Raw genomic sequence first — 18481 nt, 5'->3', positions numbered from 1 at the left:
GTCAAAATACACGATGTGCTGAATACTCATGCACCACCCCGGCCATTGGCGTTATTTTGCTCGCGGCGTAGGGCCCGTTTTGCTTCGTTCAGGTCCTGCTCGTTCCCGCGATTGGAACTGCTGGTGACCTTGGAACGTGGTTCGCGGGGTTTAAGAATGGGTCCTGTTGACGGCGGCGGCGCCGGTGCGGCACCGGGCAACTCATTGGGCGCCATTTGCCCCGTTGCTGCGGGTCCACGGCCACCTGCCACACCATTTTGCGGCATCTGGGGCGCGTCATCCTGTGGTGCGACCAGATCAAGGCGGCGCGCAAGATCAAGATACCCATCATTTAACCGCATGCATTCTGTTTTGCGCTGTTTGAGGAATTCTTCGATCAGCGGGAAATAATGGATTGCTTCATCAACCTTTGGGTCCGTGCCCTTTCGATAGGCACCCAACCGGATCAACTCGGCCATATCGTCATAGGTCGCCAGCAACTGACGGGCACGCGAAACGATCTGGTTTTCGCCCTCGGTGTTACAGCCGGGCATCGTACGCGAGACACTGCGCAGGATGTTAATCGCCGGGTAACGGCCCTGCTCGGCGATGGAGCGGTCCAGAACCACGTGACCATCAAGGATACCACGCACCGCATCTGAAATCGGCTCGTTATGATCATCACCATCCACCAGAACCGTAAACAACCCGGTGATGGATCCCTGCCCCGGCCCACCGGGTCCGGCACGTTCCAACAAACGGGGTAATTCGGCAAATACGGTTGGGGTATAGCCCTTTGACGCGGGCGGTTCGCCGACCGACAGGCTGATTTCACGCTGGGCCATGGCAAAGCGGGTGACGGAATCCATCATGCACAGCACATCACGCCCGACATCGCGGAAATATTCCGAAATCGCCATGGTCATATAGGCGGCCTGACGGCGCATTAATGGCGGTTCGTCAGACGTCGCCACGACAACCACGGATCGGCGCAATCCTTCTTCGCCCAGATCATCTTCGATAAATTCGCGGGCTTCGCGGCCACGTTCCCCAATCAACCCGACCACGGAAACATCCGATGTTGTATGGCGCGTCATCATCGACAGCAGGCTTGATTTACCAACGCCTGACCCAGCAAAAATACCCATACGTTGCCCCCGGCAACAGGTCAGGAACGTATTCATCGCTCGCACGCCCAGATCAATCTTGCCCGCCACGCGTTGGCGTGAATGGGCCGAGGGCGGCATGTTACGGATCGGATAGGCCTGTTGCCCCTCGCTTAGCGGTCCTTTGCCGTCAACCGGCTGACCAAATGCATTGACCACACGGCCAAGCCAGCTTTCATCGGGATAGACCTGCGGTTGGGTATCGGCCAGTTCAACTTCGCAGCCAATGCCGATCCCGTCCAGAATACCAAACGGCATCAACAGTGCGCGTTCATTGCGAAACCCGACGACTTCGCAGACCACGGCTTCGCCATCGCGACGCTTGACCTTACACCGGTCACCGACAGACAGCGCACCTTCAACACCACCGATTTCAACCAATAGACCCAAAACAGCGGTCACCCGCCCGACAATACGGTAATCGGGGATGCGGCGAAGATCTGCGATAATGTTGCGACCGATCTGGAACACGTTTAGGGGCTTTTCCGGTTGCTGTTGCTTTTACTGGGCGTCATATCGACAGTGACCCGATATTAATCAGAATGACAATTGCCGGTTGGGGTGGCAAATCGAGCCGCGTCGTACCAAATATATAGGCATAATTGGCGTTAAAAAGCTGTGTATACGGAAAATTCGCAAAAAAAAATCATTTGCGCCCCTTGTTGGTTAACGCCGCAAACCGTTGGGAAGTCTCGCATTCCGCCTCCGAGTCGTATTCGGAGATGAAAAAAAGTTAACAAGATGCGACTCGCCTGCTTGCCACGAGTCGCAAAGCAACGTATCGTTAACGGAATGGGATAAAATTTCCCAACCGACAATCGTTGGGGCGCTTGTCGAATAACCGGATAAACACGGACTTATTGCGGAACACGGTAACGGAGCAGAAACATGCGGGTGCTGCTGGTTGAGGATGACAACACCTATGCTGACAGCATTGAGCTGATGCTCAAGTCTGAAGGCATGGTAATCGATACAACCGACCTTGGCGAAGATGGCCTTGAGATCGGTAAACTTTATGACTACGACATTATTCTGTTGGACCTGATGCTGCCAGATATTGATGGCTACGAGGTCCTCAAACGTTTACGCGATGCACGCGTTGACACCCCGGTTCTTATCCTTTCGGGGCTGACGGAAACCGAAGACAAGGTCAAAGGCCTTGGGTTTGGCGCTGATGACTATCTTACCAAGCCGTTCGAAAAAACCGAACTTCTGGCACGCGTACAGGCAATTGTTCGCCGTTCACGTGGCCATGCCCAGTCGATGATTGCGACCGGAAAACTCAATGTGAACCTGGATGCTCGTACTGTCGATGTTGACGGATCACCGCTGCATCTGACCGGTAAGGAATATGGCATTCTTGAATTGCTGTCGCTGCGTAAAGGCACGACACTGACCAAGGAAATGTTCCTCAACCACCTGTATGGTGGCATGGATGAGCCGGAACTCAAGATTATTGACGTTTTTGTCTGCAAACTGCGTAAGAAAATTCAGTCTGCAACCAAAGGCGACAACTACATCCATACGGTTTGGGGCCGGGGCTATGTCCTGCGCGATCCTGACACCAACAGCGCTGCGGCCTGATCTTGCCCTTTCCCAAAGCACGATGGTGCTGGGAAACGTTGCACGAGTACCCGTAATCAAAAAACGCCCCGGATCTGCACCGGGGCGTTTTTGTATCTGGACCATATTGCATTAGGCCCAAGATGGCCCCGAACTCCGACCGACTTTAGGGCAGATGAACAATCGGGTGAACGATCCCGCTTACCTGCAGCCAGTCGATCAATTGAAACAGTGGCACCACCATCAAAAACACCAAGCCATCACAAAGTGTCCGCCACAAAAGTTTGGGTCGAATATTAAGTGTTTCCATATCTTGCCATGCTGAAAACCGTGGACCGAAACGCGGCACGTCAGCCTGATACGCAACAAACGCATTGCCAAAAATTTCAGCCAAGGCGCGTTCTTCACGCAGGATCACGGGTAAAAACACAGCAATAGCCACCAGAACAAACAACAGTGTCATCAAAAGACTGCCGGTCTGCGCACCAATCCCCGCCGCACCAATAAAACTGAAAACATAAAGCGGATTGCGACTTAGTGAATAGGGTCCGCTATCGGTAAGTTCCTGAGCCTTTCGGCCTCCAATATAAAGCGTGCACCATGCCCGCCCCAGAATGGCAATCGCAATCAAAAGCACCCCGGCGGTTTCAACAGCTTCATGGGCAAACATCCCCACAGCAGCATTTGACTGTATCAGGGGCAATGCACCTATCATGAGGACAGAAAGACAGCTGATCGCCAACTTACGACGACGTTGCAGATCGGTTAACGCCTTGCGCGGTGCTGCGGTAGTGGAAGAAGAAATCATATTCGTTTCCGACTTTCAGTTCATCACCGAACAGTCGGCAATGAACCGGCTGTCGGTTATTTTTTGTCGTCCGGTTTCCCGAAACGGGACCGATCATAGGTCGATGACGGGCGGGTCGTCCCGCCGGCACCACCTGTATTCCCCGTCCCGCTTGAGGGCCGCGGCGGCGTACTGCCACCAGCACCAGTACCGGTTGTACCGGTTCCTGCGGTGCCAAGCGGCCGACGATAGGTAGAACCCGTCGACCCCGTCCCGGTCGTTCCTGTTGATCCCGGCCGTGCTGTAGAACCCGTACCAGTCGAACCTGACGGCTTACTGAACGAACTACCTGTACCGGTTGTCCCGATCCCAGATGGACGGGTGGTCGTGCCCGACGTTCCCGGACGCGCCGCTGTTCCGGTTGTCCCTGTTGTACTAGGACGTGCAGTTGTTCCGGTTGTCCCTGTCGTCCCCGGACGTGCTCCTGTGCCAGTCGTACCGGCGGTGCCAAACGGACGTGCGGTCGTGGAACTTGTTGTGGGGCGGGTGGTCGTCGCGCCTGCCGCACCCGGTGCCGCCGGACGGGCAGCCGTCCCGGTCGCCGCACCTGCCGCAGTTTGCATATGCTTGGGCTTTTGGAAGGTCAGGCCACCGGTTGCAGCACCACTTGATGCCGCAGCAGTCCCACCGGCCTGTGCTTTTTCAAGTGCTGTCAGATCAACTTCCGGTGCGCCCGGACGGTTGAGCTGATAAATGCCGCGCTGACGTGCGAGCGGTTTGAACTTATCTGAAATACCCAGAACCGTTTCCGCACCACCAAGGAACAGGAAACCGTCATCTGGCATCAATGCCGAAACGCGGGCAAGAACATCGCTTTTGGTCGGTTGGTCAAAATAGATCAACACGTTACGGCAATAGACAATATCGAACTGCCCCAGCGGACGGAAATCTTCCAGAAGGTTGAATTCCTTGTACTGAACCTTGGACCGGATATCGGCTGAAATCTGCCACTGGTCTTCTTTTTTCTGGAAATATTTAACCAGAAGATTGATCGGAAGGCCCCTTTGGACTTCGAACTGGGAATACATCCCTGCCCGTGCCTTGGTCAAAATCTCGCGCGAGATATCGGTTCCGATAATTTCAACACGCCATCCCGAAAGCTGGCTTTTGAATTCATCCAAAATCATCGCCAGCGAATAGGGTTCCTGCCCCGAAGACGCCGCAGCACACCAGATACGCAAATGACGTTTCGACGCACGCGCCTTGATCATATGTGGCAGAACAACATGCCGGAACTGATCGAATGGTTTGGTATCGCGGAAAAAGAAGCTTTCATTGGTTGTCATCGCATCGACGACATCTTCAACCAGTTGGCGGTCGCCGCCGCGCATGGCACCGATCAACTCGCCCAAATCTTTCATGCCGCGCTTACGCGCAATCGGCATCAGCCGGCTTTCGAGCAGATAAGTCTTGTCCTCACTCAGAACGAGCCCGGACTTTGACTTTATCAGTCTGCTTACGAAATCGAAGTCTTCCGGCTTCATCATTGTGGGTTAACGACCCCCCGCGAATTTTTTAATATAGGCCGCAATCCCGCCGACCGGCAGAACAGCAGAACAGATACCAGCATGCGCTGCTGCACCTGGCATCCCCCATACAACACTGCTTTGTTCGTCTTGCGCCACAACCATTCCCCCGGCACCGACAACAGCACGTCCACCAAGCATACCATCCTGTCCCATTCCGGTCAGTATCGCGGTCAGAATATTTCCACCATAACTTTCAACGATACTGCGCAACATCGGATCGACCGACGGGCGGCAGAAGTTTTCTGGTGGATTTTGGTTCAGCTTGATATGGCGCGACGCACCGCGCCCTTCCACTGTCATGTGGTAATCACCCGGCGCAAGATAAACCTGTCCGCCAACAATAGGCATCCCATTTTGACCTTCCTGACACTTAAGTCCAGTCAGGCGGGTGATATGTTCGGCTAAAATCGTCGTAAAGGTCGCAGGCATATGCTGGGTAATGAAGATTGGCTGACGCACACCGGCAAGCCCGCGCAACACTTCAAACAATGCTTGCGGCCCCCCGGTCGAACTGCCGATGGCAATCACTTCAACGTTCAGACGTTTTTCCGGCAACAACGATACGGCCTTGCCGCCACCAACACGCGTCCTTGTCGGCGCAGGGGCAGAAGACCCGCGCGCTGTGTTTGGCCGTTGTTGTTTGGGTGCGGACCCACTTGGCGCTTTTGCGGCCGGGGTTGCCGATGGCTTGGCCGTGGCTGGAACACTCGGTTTTCCGGGCATGGCCGGTTTGGCAACGGCAGCCCTGCCCGCCGTATTTCCGACAGCAATGGCGGCATCGCGAATAAGCCCCCCGGGATCACGCGGCGCACCTTGCACGCGCGGATTTCCCGGCACTGTCGCCGCACGCTGGCCCGGATCGACTGCGCGAGCAGACTGCGGTGATTGCGACGAAGGTGCAGGCTGGGCTGGTGTTTGCGGCGTTGGGCGCATTTGCACCTGTTGCGGACGCGGATGCTGCTGCATCGGACGCGGCCGCAATTCGGCGGTAAAACGTTTGCGCTGAATACGTCCGACTTTTTGCATCTGCTGATGCTCGACCGACATTTGAGCACGGAACGGTGCCTGATCCTTATCGTGCTTGTCATCCGAAGTAGGAGTACCGGCGGCGGCATCCTCCCCGGCTTCAGGATCTTGGGGTGCCTGTGGATCAGCCTCAACGGGGTGCTCCGCAGCCGCCTCTAATGCCGCGTCTTCCTCGGCGCGGGCGAGAGCATGTGCTTCCTCGACTTCGAGCATCTTGCGACGCTGCTCGGCCCATGCCTTCACCTTGTCGAGAAGTTCAGCCCGGAAGCCTTCGCCGACATTGAGGTCTTTTGCTGAACTGGGTTTGGGAATGTAGTCAACCGCGCCAAGGGTCATTGCCTGAAAACTGATGTCGGCATTCCGCTTGGTCAGGGTGGAAGCCATGATCACCCGCACTGTCGGGTCAATTTCCAACAGTTTTGGCAAGGCCGTCAGTCCGTCCATCACCGGCATCTCGATGTCGAGAACCACGACCTCAATGCCACCGCCTTCCATGACCGCAAGGGCTTCTTCACCATTATTGACCGAGCCTACGACGTTGATTTCGTCGTCCTCGGCCATCATGCGTGTCACAAGCCCCCGCACAATCGCGGAGTCATCGACAATCAGGACTTTGTAAGGCGAATGGACAGGCACTTCTTCCACGTAGCAGCATCCCCGCTAGAACTTCTCAGGAGATCAAGGACAGGTTGCCAAGACGGCAACACCAAAACAGGCGATCTAAATCAGACCAACCTGTTCAAATTTTGCCTGAATGATCTCGCTGTCGAACGGTTTCATGATGTACTCATTCGCGCCGGCTGTAATGGCTTCCTGAATATGCTCCAGATCGTTTTCTGTCGTGCAGAAGACAACCACCGGCTCATCCCCACCCGGGGATGCCCGAAGTTCCCGCAGGAAATCAATCCCGCTTTTGATCGGCATGTTCCAATCAAGCAGCACCGCGTCGGGCATATCTTCAAGGCACTTTTCAAGTGCCTCCTGACCATCGACTGCTTCAACAACCTCGAAGCTCATTTCTTCGAGGATGCGGCGCGCGACCATTCGGATGACTTTTGAATCATCGACGACGAGACAACTCTTCATCGACTTCCTTCTCGTGTTTCTAGGTCGTTAAGCCAAGAACGGCATCGCACCGGACGCATTAAGGCGTCCGGCACAGTATCCAAGATCAGACAGCCTGCTTTACTGCAGCATTAAAATCAAGCAGTCGCGTCACATCAAGAATAACCAAAAGCTTTTTATCAAGCCGGAAAATTCCATCGGAAAATTCCCGCCAGCGCGCATCAAGGGTTGCCGGGTTCTGTTCAAACGCCTTTCTCGGCACGCTTAGAACTTCTCCCACCTGATCAACCATCAAACTGTAAAGTTCGCCGCCTTGATCAACAACGATGCTCATGCCCGGATCTTCGTCGTCTTTGTCACGAAGCCCCAAACGTTTGCGCACGTCAATCGCGGTAACGATACGCCCGCGCAGGTTCAGCGACCCCGCAACTTCGGGCGGTGCAAGTGGAATGCGCGTAATACGCTGCGGCCCCAAAACATCCTGAACCGTCAGAACCGGAATACCGAAAAGCTGTTTGCCGATATACGCGGTGACAAAATCCTTGGTGTCACCGCGAAGATCAAGAGCTGCCCCACGTTCATGGCTCGGGACAAGTGCCTTATTGTCACTCATTTGGAAAATCTCCCGATTAAATGGTGCTCAATGTCTGGATCAAGGTCGAGACAAGCGCATCACGGTCAAATTTGGCCACATAATCGCTGAAGCCAACCTGGCGACCGCGCTCGAAATCTTCGTCTTTCGTATGCGACGACAGGGCAATGATCGGAGTCTCGCCCCAAAGCTCGTCATTCTGCAATGCTTCAGCAAACTCAAAGCCGTTCATACCGGGCATTTCGATATCACTGATGATCGCATCAAAGACTTCGCCACGGTTTTTAAGTTCCATGGCCTGCTCGGCATTTTCAAGGGCCGTCACACGGAACCCGGCAACCGAAAGCATCGGCGTCAGAAGGTTACGGAAGAACGGGCTGTCGTCGATCAGAAGAACACGCTTCTTCTCGCCGCCAGTTTCCTCTGTCCCGAACCAGTCACTAAAGGCCAGTTCAAGATAATACCCCGCATCGATCAGATCGGTTGCCTTGCCGTCAATCACGGCCGAGCCAACCAGACCATCCTGATCCGCTGTCAATTCAACATTCAGCACGTCATCGACGATATCAACAATCTCGTTCGACCACAAGCCCCATGGTCCGTTCGCGATCCTGGAAGACAAGGGTCGGCTGGCGACCTTCGGTCTTCATCTGATAGCCACCGTCAATAAAGACCAGCGGCATCAGCTTGCCACGATACTGAACCAGCGGACGGCCATTGGAATGTTCGATGTTCTCGACATCGATTTCCTCAAGACGCGCCACCAGTGCAAGCGGTACGGCGCGGACTTCATTGCCCCCGGCCCGGAACACCAGCATCGAGGTGGTTTCACCATCGGACGCGTCGGCTTTGGCCTTGCCTTCGACACCTTGCGAATCCCCAACGGTGATTTCGCCGGTGCGGTTGGCAATGCCATTCGGGTCAAGGATCATGATCACGCTACCATCCCCAAGGATGGTATTGCCCGAGAACAGCGACAGATCACGCAGGATCGGTGCAACCGGTTTGACCACGATTTCCTCGGTGTCAAACACGCGATCGACAATAATACCGAATGAATATGTCCCGACCTGAGCAACAACGATGAAGGCTTCTTCATCAACACCGTCATCGGCCTCCTCGGTGGTATCAAGCCCAAGAATTTTCTTGAGCGTGACCAGAGGAAGAAGACGATTGCGCAGACGCAACACCGGGGTGTCGTGAATGCGTTCGATGGAATGTTCGGAATTGTTCGATGCACGAACAAGCTCCAGAACGCTGATCTGCGGGATGGCGAAACGTTCGCCGCCGCTTTCAACGATCAGGGCCGAGACAATCGCCAGCGTCAGCGGGATTTTAATGATAAAGGTCAACCCACGGCCTTCGACCGATTTCAGTTCAACCGTACCACCGATTTTTTCGATGTTGGTACGAACAACGTCCATACCCACACCACGTCCCGAAACCGATGTGACTTTTTCCGCGGTCGAGAAACCGGCTTTGAAAATGAACTGCTGGATCTGCTGGTCGCCCATGCTTTCCAGCTCACTCTCGGTCGCCAGACCGTTGGTGATGGCTTTGGCCTTGATCCGTTCAAGGTTCAGACCACGACCATCATCGGAAATCTCGATGATGATATGGCCACCCTCGTGATAGGCGTTCAGCGTGACCGTACCGGTTTCAGGCTTGCCAACTTCACGACGGCCCGGAATATCTTCCAGCCCGTGGTCGGCAGAGTTCCGTACCATGTGGGTCAAAGGATCCTTGATAAGCTCAAGCACCTGACGGTCAAGTTCCGTATCGGCACCGATCATCTGCAGATCAATTTTCTTGTTCATCTCAAGCGCCAGATCGCGAACAATACGCGGCAGTTTGGCCCAGGCATTGCCGATTGGCTGCATACGGGTCTTCATCACGCCTTCCTGAAGGTCGGTCGTGATGTGTGACAGGCGCTGCAACGGCACGGTAAATTCGCTGTCGTCCTTGCCGCGCACCATCTGCAAAAGCTGGTTACGGGTCAGGACAAGCTCGGAAACCAGCGTCATCAGGTTCTCAAGCAATTCAACGTTCACGCGGATCGTCTGGGCCGCAACCGAACTTTCCTTGGCTTCGGCACGCGGTGCTTCGGCTTTCGGACCGGCTGCCTTGGCGGGGGCGGCTACTGCCTGTGATTTGGCCGCAGCCGGCGGAGCCGCCGCTGGTGCAGGTGCTTCTGGTTCGGCAACTTCCGGGTCAACTTCTGTCGCGTCAAAGATGGCCTGCAAACGTTCGTCATCGGTCATCTCAGGCGCGTCATCGGCAGGCGCTTCTTCAACCGCCGCCGCCGGTGCAGCGTCCCCGCCCATGATCGTGCCGGTATCGGCAAAATGGTTCAGGCGCGCAATCAGATCGGCGTCATTGCCGTCCGGCTCTGCTTCGTTCTGTTCAAGCTCGCCGAGCAAATATTTAATGGTATCGATGGATTCCAGCACCAGCGTCACCGCAGGCGGTGTCACAATCAGCTCACCATCACGAATTTTCCCCAGCACGTTCTCGCCAGCATGCGCGACAGCTTCCAGTCGCGGCAGGCCAAGAAATCCGCACGTCCCTTTGATGGTATGCACCAAACGGAAAATGTTGGACAAAATATCAGGATCATTCGGGTTCTGTTCAAGCTTCACCAGCTCGACGTCAAGCGTCGAAAGGCTTTCCGAAGTCTCGGTCAGAAATTCACTTAAAAGATCGTCCATATACCCCCTCCAAAACTCCAACAATCAACCGTTTGCCGGAACCGGAACTCCCATTAATGCCCAAACAGCAAGAAACACACATTACGTCGGTTACTTACGTAGAAGCTACCACAACGGATTACCAGACCCGCAGGTCAATTTTTTATACATAGATCAATGCAATATTTGCTTCCTGTTGCAAGACCGAAAGCGCCCCGCCGGAACGTTTCGCCAGGTTTCTGACGAAAAACCCATGCACAGTGCGCGGATCAAGCTCATCTGCAGATACTTCGTTTTCAAGCACATTCATCACTTCGGCACGTAATGCCGCGCGCTTGCCTTCTGCACGGACCGTTGTGCGACCACCGGAGTCGTGCGTAACAGAGATTGCCCCACCGAACGGCAATGCCTCACGGGCCAGCATGACCATATTCAAAACAACACGTCCATGCGATGGATCAAATGCAAGGTCCTGCCAGTCAAGCGTCACCTTGCCTTCCGCCTCATAAGCATTGCGCGCAGCATCGCGCATAGAGGCGGTATCAACACTGTTGCCTGCCCGACCAAATGCCAGACGGAACAATTGCAGGCGCCGTGCAGCTTCAAGCCCGCTTTTGCGCATCAACGCCAGTGCTTCGTCATCGGAAACACCTTCTTCGCCCATCAGTTCGGCCCCGGCATTTACCGCACCAACCGGCCCGACAAGGTCATGACAAATGCGCGAACTGATCAACTCGATCAGCGTCATCTCAAGGGCGATGTCATCATCCATTGCGGCGGTACTCCAAGGTGTTTTTTTCTGTTCACCGCATTGCGTCCCCAAACACAATGCCCGTTTCCATAACCGGTCAAGACGGACACACGACCTGCTACGAAGCGCCAAGATTGCCCCTGATATGTTAAGAGCTTATTTAGCCAATACGAAATTTACAGCTTGATAGGTTGAACGCATCCTGCATTCATCAAGATCATTGCAGTTGAGAACCGGCCCGTCTGCGACGCCGCACCACCCGGCAAATTTTGCCGCCCATGTATTAAATGCCCCAAACAGCGCAAGTCGTGCTTGCCTGTTTGGGCAATCTGCATTTTCATCATACCCTGATTTATGTGTTGATTTGTGTCCCCGGCATGATGAGCCTATATAGAAACCATAGACACGGCAGACAGAGTACCCCATGGATTTTTTGCTAACACCCGGCACCATCGTTCGCCACCCCAATCAACCCGATTGGGGGCTGGGCCGCATTCAGGCCGTTGATGGGGATCGCATCGCGGTTAATTTCGAAGAAGCCGGGCGTCAGATTATTCGCCCGCGCCATGTCGTTCTGGAAATTGTCGAGGCGGCAATCGATTACGAATAGTGTAGCCCCGATCCGGATCGCCACATTTGGGCACATCATAAAGCCCTGATTACGCTGCCCCTTGGCATGTGAATTGCTGACACTAAATTATTAATGAATTCCGCGTATTAAATGGGCTTATTCTGACAAGATAAATGCACCATTCATCTGCGCAACCGTCTTAACCGAGGTCTGGACAGCTTTATGATTGCAGTCAACAAACCACCACGTGACAGCTTTAAGCAGCGCCACCACGTCGCCGCCTTTTCTGTGCTGGAACATTTTGCCCAGGGGCTGGTGCATCATGCCCGAGACCATGGCGGTGTGCTTACCGAAGAACAAATTCTAAAAGCCGTTGACAGCCTGCGCGATCAGGAAAACCTGTTTGACGGGGCATGGTCCGTGCTTGAAAGCGACATGGAATCGATCAAGGCCCGCGAAAAGGCTGCGGTGCGCCACGATCCATTCGGCCGCCTTTTGGTCAGCCGCTTTGAATACCTTCTCGAAGGTGGCGAGGCCGGTGACCTTGAACATGGTGCATTGTCGCGCAGCATCCTGCAGCCCTTCTTCAAGGTCATCCGCATGATGGTCGGCATGGATATGCTTCAGGAAATTGACGGCGAAATCCACGCCATCATCGAAGCCCACGCCGATGAAGACGATGAACTGCGTGATCCGACTGAATATTGGGACCATCTGGCCAAGGAACCTGCTGTTGCGTTGCGCATCAATCTGGTCTTTGCCCGCATGGCCCTGCATTTCAAGAATTACGAGCATCGTAAAAAATGGCTGTTGCAGTTGGTCAATGACAACCTTCCGTCAGGTAGCGGCAATTGGACCTTCACCGAAACTCATTGCATTCTGATGCTCCATGCCCTGTTCCGCGATGTGCGCGAAACCCTTTCTGTGCCGGAACATTCGGCTGAACTGGTGGCAAAGCTTGGCAGTGAAAATGTCGCGACCCTGCGTACCGTGGTTAAGGCGATTGAGAACGACTATGCCGTGCTCAAAAAGGAAGGCTAACGCCATTTGACGCGCGCCAAGGCAGAAATGCCGTTACCCCACGGTTACCCGCAAACAGCATACAAAAGCCGCGTCCGATATGTTGGGCGCGGTTTTTTCGTCCCCGTGTCGTGTGGTATATGATGATATCCCACCTGACGGAAAGGTGATCGGACGCGATTGAAACAGACTGGTCAAAACCGGGTCTGCTATGCAACAGTCAGCGTCCCGAAGATTGTATTTTAAACAAACGAACAGTGCTGAGCCCCAAGCCATGACAACACCGCTGATCGATAAATATGGCCGCCATGTTTCCTACCTGCGCGTTTCGGTAACCGATCGCTGCGATTTCCGCTGCACCTATTGCATGGCGGAAAACATGACGTTTCTGCCAAAATCAGAAGTTCTTTCACTCGAAGAACTCGATCAGCTCTGCACGGCTTTTATCAATCGCGGTGTGCGCAAACTGCGCCTGACAGGCGGCGAACCACTGGTGCGTCGTGGCATCATGGATTTGATTGCTGATCTGTCGCGCCATCTTAAAACCGGCGCGCTCGATGAATTGACCATGACCACCAATGGCAGTCAGCTTGCGACCTATGCCGATGATCTGGCCCGGCTTGGCGTCAAACGGCTTAACATCTCGCTCGATAGCCTCGATTCACAGAAATTCACCGAAATCACCCGCCGTGGCCGCCTTGAACAGGTGCTGGCCGGGCTGGAAGCCGCCAAACAGGCCGGCATTCACATCAAGATCAATACCGTCGCCCTTCGCAATTTCAACGAAGACGAAATGTCACGCCTTGTTGCGTGGTGTGGCAAAGAAGGATTTGATCTGTGTTTGATCGAAACCATGCCGCTTGGCGACATTGACGGCGACCGCACAGAACAATATTTGCCGCTGACCGTGGTGCGTGAACGGTTGGAACAGGAATACACTCTGATCCCGTCCGAATATGTCACCCCCGGCCCGGCCCGTTATACCACCGTGGCCGAAACCGGCGGACGTCTGGGCTTCATCACCCCGCTGACGCATAACTTCTGCGAAGGCTGCAACCGCGTGCGCGTGACCTGTACCGGCACGCTTTACATGTGTCTGGGTCAGGAAGACCATGTTGACCTGCGCGCAGCTCTTCGCACCGGCGATCCGCGCGCGCTTAACCAAATGCTCGACGCCGCCATGGTTCTTAAACCCAAAGGCCACGATTTCGTCATCGACCGCAAAGGCCAGAAACCTGCTGTTGGACGTCATATGAGCATGACCGGCGGTTAGGCCAAGTTACGATGTTAACATTCTTTGGTAAGATTGGAGGAGCTGCGAACAATCCATATCATTTCGAATGATAGGATCTTGAGAAGTGTGAGGCATCTGAGCTTTTCTGAGTAAACCCTTAATTTCATTCGTGATGACTTTGGTATTTGGCTCCGAAACCATATATGCTGTGCCTAGAACTTTCATCCTATGACCAATAGGGCCGAACTCTAATAACTTTAAATTTTGCCTATGATAACCGAAACCGACAAAAATAAGTTGCTCGGTCACAGACAATTGGTTGCTAATCTGAAGTGTTTCTTCTGAGGTAATTTGCTCTGTGAAAGTTCTAATTCTTTGGTAAATCCTATGAGTTTCCGTGCGCTCAATATCAGCACCAAACTCTAATTTTTCTCCTGAATCGTTTACCAAAGGTCCTAGTGAACCATAAGGGTGTAAAATTGGTATGCCGCCAACGATCTCGGCGGCTTCTTCTCGCTCAAGGCCGTAATAAATGCGCAGCGCAGTCTCAAAAAAGTGCGCTATGCACCTGTCATAGTTAAATGAGATAAATGATAGATTTTCAAATGACTTCTTCAATTCTTCCCTTGCGACACCTTCAGTCGCCATTCTGAACAGCGAAACAATCCATGAGTTTTTTAATGGCGAAACATCAATATTCCGCACATCAAAAACATCTTCAAAAAAGAGCTTAGAACTCTCTTTCTGCTTGAAGTATTGAGTGAAAAATTGCGATTTTCCCACACCGCTCAACGTCAACATTCCCCCTATGGGCGTCAATAAAGTTATCGATACTTATCGCGAGAGGTAATCCCCGACTGATTTCGTTTGCAGCCGCAAAATAGCGTCCCCGACCACCATCCTCGACAGTTTCTAATGTTCTTAATTGTCTAGTGATTTGTGAGTCAGAAACAGTTTCTCCCCACAAAGTATGACCGCCAGAACGCAACCTCTGGGAAATAATATCCTTAAGTTTGTCGCCCAGTGGCAACCCAAACTCAAAGCTAGCGCCAGCACCAACCACGAACAAAGTCTTCTTGTTAAACATGGAGATCATCCACAGTTTCGGAAGAAAAGCGTTTCATAACCATTCACATTAGCGACTTTAAGTTGAATTTGGTGAAACTGGAACCACCCTAAACCACTATACCCCCTGCCCAGTTTGAGCTTAGGTAATGTTGACAAACTGGATTCCCTAAAGATCTGTAATGTGATTCAAGGTAACTTTTACGGAGGTTTCCTTGGCGCGATTGTTGATGGAAGAAGCGGAATGGGCGTTTTTTGAGCCTTTTCTCTTGGCGATACGTGGGCGTGGTGGCCGTCGAGCTTTAGATCATCGCCGCGTTCTGGACGCCATCTTCTGGATTGCGCGAACTGGTTCGCCGTGGCGGGATCTGCCCGAAGAATTCGGCAAATGGTCCAGTGTCTATCGTCAATTCAGAAGGTGGACGTTGGCGGGACTTTGGGAGTTGATGCTTGAAGCGCTTAATGAAAGTGGCTCCATGCCAGATCAGGTTCAAATGATCGATAGCACTGTGATCCGGGCTCATCACTTGGCCGCAGGCGCAAAAGGGGGACTCAAAAAGAAGGTTTTGGCCGCTCAAAAGGTGGCTTTACGACCAAGATCCACCTCATTGCCAACGCTCACGGACTGCCTGTCAGGGCGGAAATAACCGGCGGAGAAGTTTCTGATTTCAAGGGCTTCGATATTCTAGTGGATACTGACCTGCCGAAAGCCAAGGTTTTTCTGGCTGATAGAGGCTATGACAGCGACCATATTCGTAACGTGATCGATCTGCGGGGCGGCATCCCTGTTATTCCAGGTAAAACCAATCGAAAAGTGCCAATCGAGGTCGATGCTATAACCTATGCTTTGCGAAATCGCGTTGAGCGTTGCTTCAATAAGCTCAAATGCTCACGACGCTTGGCAACCCGGTACGATAAAACCGCAGAAAGCTATCTCGGCTTCATTCACATAAGTTCGGTTCGCTTGTGGCTCAGAAGTTTGTCAACATGACCTAGTTCACCCAAATGCCAGTGGAGTCTCGTGCCCGTTTTTTAGTAACCTTTGACGCGGACGGCAAAGCATTTGTTGTCCAGCGTTAGATCAGGGCAAGATCAATCACCAAAACGTAGACTCCGGCAACTTGGGAAGCTGCCGGAGAGTTCTGTCACCTAAATATCAGAAAAAACGTATTTACGCTTCAGGTTGATCACGCAGCAACAAATCAATCGAAAGCCCCGGACCGGACCTGCCATTGGTCAGGACCGGCTCACAATGTTCGTTGATCCGTGATGCAATGCGTTGGCGATAACCGCTAAAGCGTTTTGATTCGACCACATCAACCGGTTCATCAAGATGTACCTCGACGCGAAACACACCGCCAACGGATGTTGCGGTCACACTGCGGATTAATCCGGTGACCGCGTGGCCAAGGTATGATCCGGCAAAGCGTTTACCGATGCCAAGATCGGCAACATTGGTCGGGATGTTGCGCCGTGCCATGGCAATCGCGGTGTTCCAGTCACGATACCCATGACTTTGCGCCAACAGTTCAAGCGAGCTGGCATGCGAGATTGAGACATCGCGTGCGGCCAGAGCTTTGCGCAGGCGTTTTGCCTGTGTCTTGAACTGTTCGGTGGCATCCGTGTCGATATCGGCACGGTTGATATTCAAGGTATTTGAAGTCATTCATCGTCTCCATACAGGAGGCCGGGCGTCCGCGTTGCCGGGCCGTTACCTGATCTGGAAACGGGTCCGATACATTTCATCTGCGTCACTTTACCAAAGGCATAAACCTTGCGGACGGCGGGTGTGCGCAACCCTGTTTGGCTGTTTAGCCAATTATCGCGGGCAACACAAGCAATAGCGCATCTTCAACCAATGATGCTTAATCGATGCTGCGCAGAAATTGACAGCGCCGGGGACAACAACATATACCAAACAAAACAAGTCCCTTCGAATTGGCTTATTTGCCATTCGATCTATCATAAGGAATAAACGCCATGGCCATGGAAGCCTATGAAATTGAAAGCATGATCAAGGAAGCGCTGCCCGATGCACAGGTTCGCATCGAGGATTTGCGCGGCGATGGCGATCATTATGCGGCAATTGTTGTGTCTGAGCAGTTCCGCGGCAAAACCCGCGTGATCCAGCATCAGATGGTCTATTCCGCGCTTAAGGGCAAAATGGGCGGCGATCTGCATGCGCTGGCGCTGCAGACATCGGCCCCCGACTAATCGTCTAAACCGCCCCCCCCACCACCATCGTCAACATGACGAAGATTTGCGACATCTGCCCACGCCACCATGACCGGGCCTATGTCAGACGCTTACGGGCGCCGGATACAGTTCGGCGCCCTTCGTCTTAAAGCCCGACCAAACCTGCGTCCCCATCCCGGCCGACCGTTATTGCCAGCCGGACACAGCCCCATTAACGGATCACGGCCCAACACCCATGTCATCAACCGAGAAACCAGCATTAGTCGGCGCAGGCCCCCTCGCCGGGCTTGGCGCTTTTATCATTTGGGGCACCTTTGGCCTGTATTTCAAACTGGTCGGTTTTGCCGGGCCGCTTGAAATCCTGTCCCATCGCATCATCTGGTCTGCCGCCCTGACACTGGTTCTGGTGTTTGCACTGGGAAAGCGTAAACAGCTCTGGGCGTTGATTTCATCATCCAGAACACTCGGTTTACTGTTTCTCAGCAGCCTTCTGGTGGCAGGAAACTGGGTGATTTACATCTGGGCGATCAATAGTGGCAACGCGCTGGAAGCCAGCCTTGGCTATTACATCATGCCGTTGGTCATGCTGATTTTGGGGCGGATTTTCTTTGGCGAAAAGCTCAACCGGATTCAGATGCTATCGGTTGCGATTTGCACCGTCGGGGTTTTGAACCTTCTGGTGTTTTATGGCCACCTGCCATGGATTGCGCTCAGCCTGTCTACCCTGTTTGCCTTTTACGGTGTGATTCGCAAATTTGTGCCAGCCGACCCGATTGCCGGTCTTTTTGTTGAATGCGCCCTGCTTACACCAGCATCCTTGGCCTATATGGTCTGGCTGCAACGCCACGGCGACTTGGCATTTGGCAATATCGGGATTGAACAGGACGCGCTGTTGATCGGGCTTGGCATCTGTACGACGATACCGCTTGTGCTGTTTGCCTTTGCCGCACGCAACATGAAGTTTTCCGCTCTTGGTTTGATGCAATACCTCAACCCGACGATACAGTTCATCATCGCGGTTATGGTCTTTGGCGAGGCTTTCACCACAGCCCATATGGTGACATACGCGCTAGTATGGATCGGACTTGGCGTTTACAGCTGGGATAACCTGCGCACAGCACGCCAAAATCGCCGCAAGAGTTGACAGAACCGCAGGTTCCAGCCATATCTTCGACCATAAAGTTTAACTA

Annotated in this window: 16 protein-coding genes and 2 pseudogenes; 7 read left to right on the top strand and 11 right to left on the bottom strand. The window is 53.4% G+C overall.

Going from position 1 to position 18481, the window contains the following annotated elements; translation table 11 throughout:
- Positions 1-26 precede the first annotated feature (26 nt).
- Complete coding sequence (gene fliI, locus AC0VXT_RS04235; protein WP_475547633.1) at positions 27-1616, bottom strand: flagellar protein export ATPase FliI; 1590 nt, start codon at positions 1614-1616, stop codon at positions 27-29.
- 417 nt (positions 1617-2033) lie between these two features.
- Here fliI and ctrA point away from each other — a divergent pair, with 417 nt between their 5' ends.
- Positions 2034-2729 carry a response regulator transcription factor CtrA gene (ctrA, locus tag AC0VXT_RS04230; protein WP_475547632.1) on the top strand — a complete coding sequence of 232 codons (696 nt, stop codon included), beginning with the start codon at positions 2034-2036 and terminating at the stop codon, positions 2727-2729.
- A 145-nt stretch (positions 2730-2874) separates the two neighbouring features.
- Here the strand turns inward: ctrA and AC0VXT_RS04225 are convergent, their stop codons facing one another.
- From AC0VXT_RS04225 to AC0VXT_RS04195, 7 genes and pseudogenes are all read right to left on the bottom strand, one after another.
- The gene (locus AC0VXT_RS04225) at positions 2875-3516 is read right to left on the bottom strand and encodes a methyltransferase family protein (protein ID WP_475547631.1); all 642 of its coding nucleotides are present in this window, start codon (positions 3514-3516) and stop codon (positions 2875-2877) included.
- A gap of 56 nt (positions 3517-3572) precedes the next feature.
- The gene (locus tag AC0VXT_RS04220; RefSeq protein ID WP_475548562.1) at positions 3573-5039 is read right to left on the bottom strand and encodes a CheR family methyltransferase; all 1467 of its coding nucleotides are present in this window, start codon (positions 5037-5039) and stop codon (positions 3573-3575) included.
- A gap of 9 nt (positions 5040-5048) precedes the next feature.
- Entirely contained in the window at positions 5049-6755 is a 1707-nt protein-coding gene (locus AC0VXT_RS04215; RefSeq protein ID WP_475547630.1) for a chemotaxis protein CheB, read from the bottom strand.
- Between the two features lie 75 nt (positions 6756-6830).
- The gene (locus AC0VXT_RS04210; RefSeq protein WP_101301992.1) at positions 6831-7196 is read right to left on the bottom strand and encodes a response regulator; all 366 of its coding nucleotides are present in this window, start codon (positions 7194-7196) and stop codon (positions 6831-6833) included.
- 85 nt (positions 7197-7281) lie between these two features.
- On the bottom strand, positions 7282-7788 hold the full coding sequence (locus tag AC0VXT_RS04205; protein WP_475547629.1) for a chemotaxis protein CheW: 507 nt from the start codon (positions 7786-7788) through the stop codon (positions 7282-7284).
- 16 nt (positions 7789-7804) lie between these two features.
- Positions 7805-10475: pseudogene (locus AC0VXT_RS04200) on the bottom strand (hybrid sensor histidine kinase/response regulator).
- A gap of 142 nt (positions 10476-10617) precedes the next feature.
- Entirely contained in the window at positions 10618-11226 is a 609-nt protein-coding gene (locus AC0VXT_RS04195; protein WP_475547628.1) for a histidine phosphotransferase family protein, read from the bottom strand.
- A 403-nt stretch (positions 11227-11629) separates the two neighbouring features.
- Here AC0VXT_RS04195 and AC0VXT_RS04190 point away from each other — a divergent pair, with 403 nt between their 5' ends.
- The 3 genes from AC0VXT_RS04190 (at position 11630) to moaA (ending at position 14069) form a co-directional block, all read left to right on the top strand.
- The gene (locus AC0VXT_RS04190; RefSeq protein WP_022731831.1) at positions 11630-11815 is read left to right on the top strand and encodes a DUF3553 domain-containing protein; all 186 of its coding nucleotides are present in this window, start codon (positions 11630-11632) and stop codon (positions 11813-11815) included.
- A gap of 183 nt (positions 11816-11998) precedes the next feature.
- Positions 11999-12817, top strand: a complete 819-nt coding sequence (locus AC0VXT_RS04185) for a hypothetical protein (RefSeq protein WP_475547627.1) — start codon at positions 11999-12001, stop codon at positions 12815-12817.
- Positions 12818-13070: 253 nt separating this feature from the next.
- The gene (gene moaA / locus AC0VXT_RS04180; protein ID WP_475547626.1) at positions 13071-14069 is read left to right on the top strand and encodes a GTP 3',8-cyclase MoaA; all 999 of its coding nucleotides are present in this window, start codon (positions 13071-13073) and stop codon (positions 14067-14069) included.
- Between the two features lie 6 nt (positions 14070-14075).
- On the opposite strand, the gene AC0VXT_RS04175 is transcribed toward moaA, so the two are convergent.
- Both AC0VXT_RS04175 and AC0VXT_RS04170 read right to left on the bottom strand, forming a co-directional pair.
- Complete coding sequence (locus AC0VXT_RS04175; RefSeq protein ID WP_475547625.1) at positions 14076-14822, bottom strand: hypothetical protein; 747 nt, start codon at positions 14820-14822, stop codon at positions 14076-14078.
- On the bottom strand, positions 14761-15117 hold the full coding sequence (locus AC0VXT_RS04170) for a hypothetical protein (RefSeq protein WP_475547624.1): 357 nt from the start codon (positions 15115-15117) through the stop codon (positions 14761-14763). Before AC0VXT_RS04170 ends, AC0VXT_RS04175 begins: the two co-directional genes overlap by 62 nt.
- A 208-nt stretch (positions 15118-15325) precedes the next feature.
- On the opposite strand from AC0VXT_RS04170, the pseudogene AC0VXT_RS04165 reads away from it, so the two are divergent.
- Positions 15326-16086: pseudogene (locus AC0VXT_RS04165) on the top strand (IS5 family transposase).
- Between the two features lie 180 nt (positions 16087-16266).
- Here the strand turns inward: AC0VXT_RS04165 and AC0VXT_RS04160 are convergent.
- The gene (locus AC0VXT_RS04160; protein WP_475547623.1) at positions 16267-16761 is read right to left on the bottom strand and encodes a glyoxalase superfamily protein; all 495 of its coding nucleotides are present in this window, start codon (positions 16759-16761) and stop codon (positions 16267-16269) included.
- A 314-nt stretch (positions 16762-17075) separates the two neighbouring features.
- Between AC0VXT_RS04160 and AC0VXT_RS04155 the strand changes: the two genes are divergently transcribed.
- Entirely contained in the window at positions 17076-17309 is a 234-nt protein-coding gene (locus AC0VXT_RS04155; RefSeq protein WP_101301983.1) for a BolA family protein, read from the top strand.
- A gap of 217 nt (positions 17310-17526) precedes the next feature.
- Positions 17527-18435 (top strand): EamA family transporter RarD, encoded by a 909-nt coding sequence (gene rarD, locus AC0VXT_RS04150; RefSeq protein ID WP_475547622.1) that lies wholly within the window; start codon positions 17527-17529, stop codon positions 18433-18435.
- Positions 18436-18481: the final 46 nt, after the last annotated feature.

Source organism: Thalassospira sp. Z349TD_5 (genome assembly GCF_056173045.1).
The sequence above is the reverse complement of the archived record's forward strand: the minus strand, read 5'-3'. Positions and strand labels throughout refer to the sequence as shown.

Excerpts from the sequence above, each read along its gene's own strand:
- AC0VXT_RS04205 (WP_475547629.1), bottom strand. The coding sequence starts at position 7,788 with ATGAGTGACAATAAGGCACTTGTCCCGAGCCATGAACGTGGGGCAGCT.
- AC0VXT_RS04190 (WP_022731831.1), top strand. The coding sequence starts at position 11,630 with ATGGATTTTTTGCTAACACCCGGCACCATCGTTCGCCACCCCAATCAA.
- AC0VXT_RS04225 (WP_475547631.1), bottom strand. The coding sequence starts at position 3,516 with ATGATTTCTTCTTCCACTACCGCAGCACCGCGCAAGGCGTTAACCGAT.
- rarD (WP_475547622.1), top strand. The coding sequence starts at position 17,527 with ATGTCATCAACCGAGAAACCAGCATTAGTCGGCGCAGGCCCCCTCGCC.
- AC0VXT_RS04195 (WP_475547628.1), bottom strand. The coding sequence starts at position 11,226 with ATGGATGATGACATCGCCCTTGAGATGACGCTGATCGAGTTGATCAGT.
- AC0VXT_RS04210 (WP_101301992.1), bottom strand. The coding sequence starts at position 7,196 with ATGAAGAGTTGTCTCGTCGTCGATGATTCAAAAGTCATCCGAATGGTC.
- AC0VXT_RS04155 (WP_101301983.1), top strand. The coding sequence starts at position 17,076 with ATGGCCATGGAAGCCTATGAAATTGAAAGCATGATCAAGGAAGCGCTG.
- moaA (WP_475547626.1), top strand. The coding sequence starts at position 13,071 with ATGACAACACCGCTGATCGATAAATATGGCCGCCATGTTTCCTACCTG.
- ctrA (WP_475547632.1), top strand. The coding sequence starts at position 2,034 with ATGCGGGTGCTGCTGGTTGAGGATGACAACACCTATGCTGACAGCATT.
- AC0VXT_RS04170 (WP_475547624.1), bottom strand. The coding sequence starts at position 15,117 with ATGTTTAACAAGAAGACTTTGTTCGTGGTTGGTGCTGGCGCTAGCTTT.
- AC0VXT_RS04185 (WP_475547627.1), top strand. The coding sequence starts at position 11,999 with ATGATTGCAGTCAACAAACCACCACGTGACAGCTTTAAGCAGCGCCAC.
- AC0VXT_RS04160 (WP_475547623.1), bottom strand. The coding sequence starts at position 16,761 with ATGACTTCAAATACCTTGAATATCAACCGTGCCGATATCGACACGGAT.
- AC0VXT_RS04220 (WP_475548562.1), bottom strand. The coding sequence starts at position 5,039 with ATGAAGCCGGAAGACTTCGATTTCGTAAGCAGACTGATAAAGTCAAAG.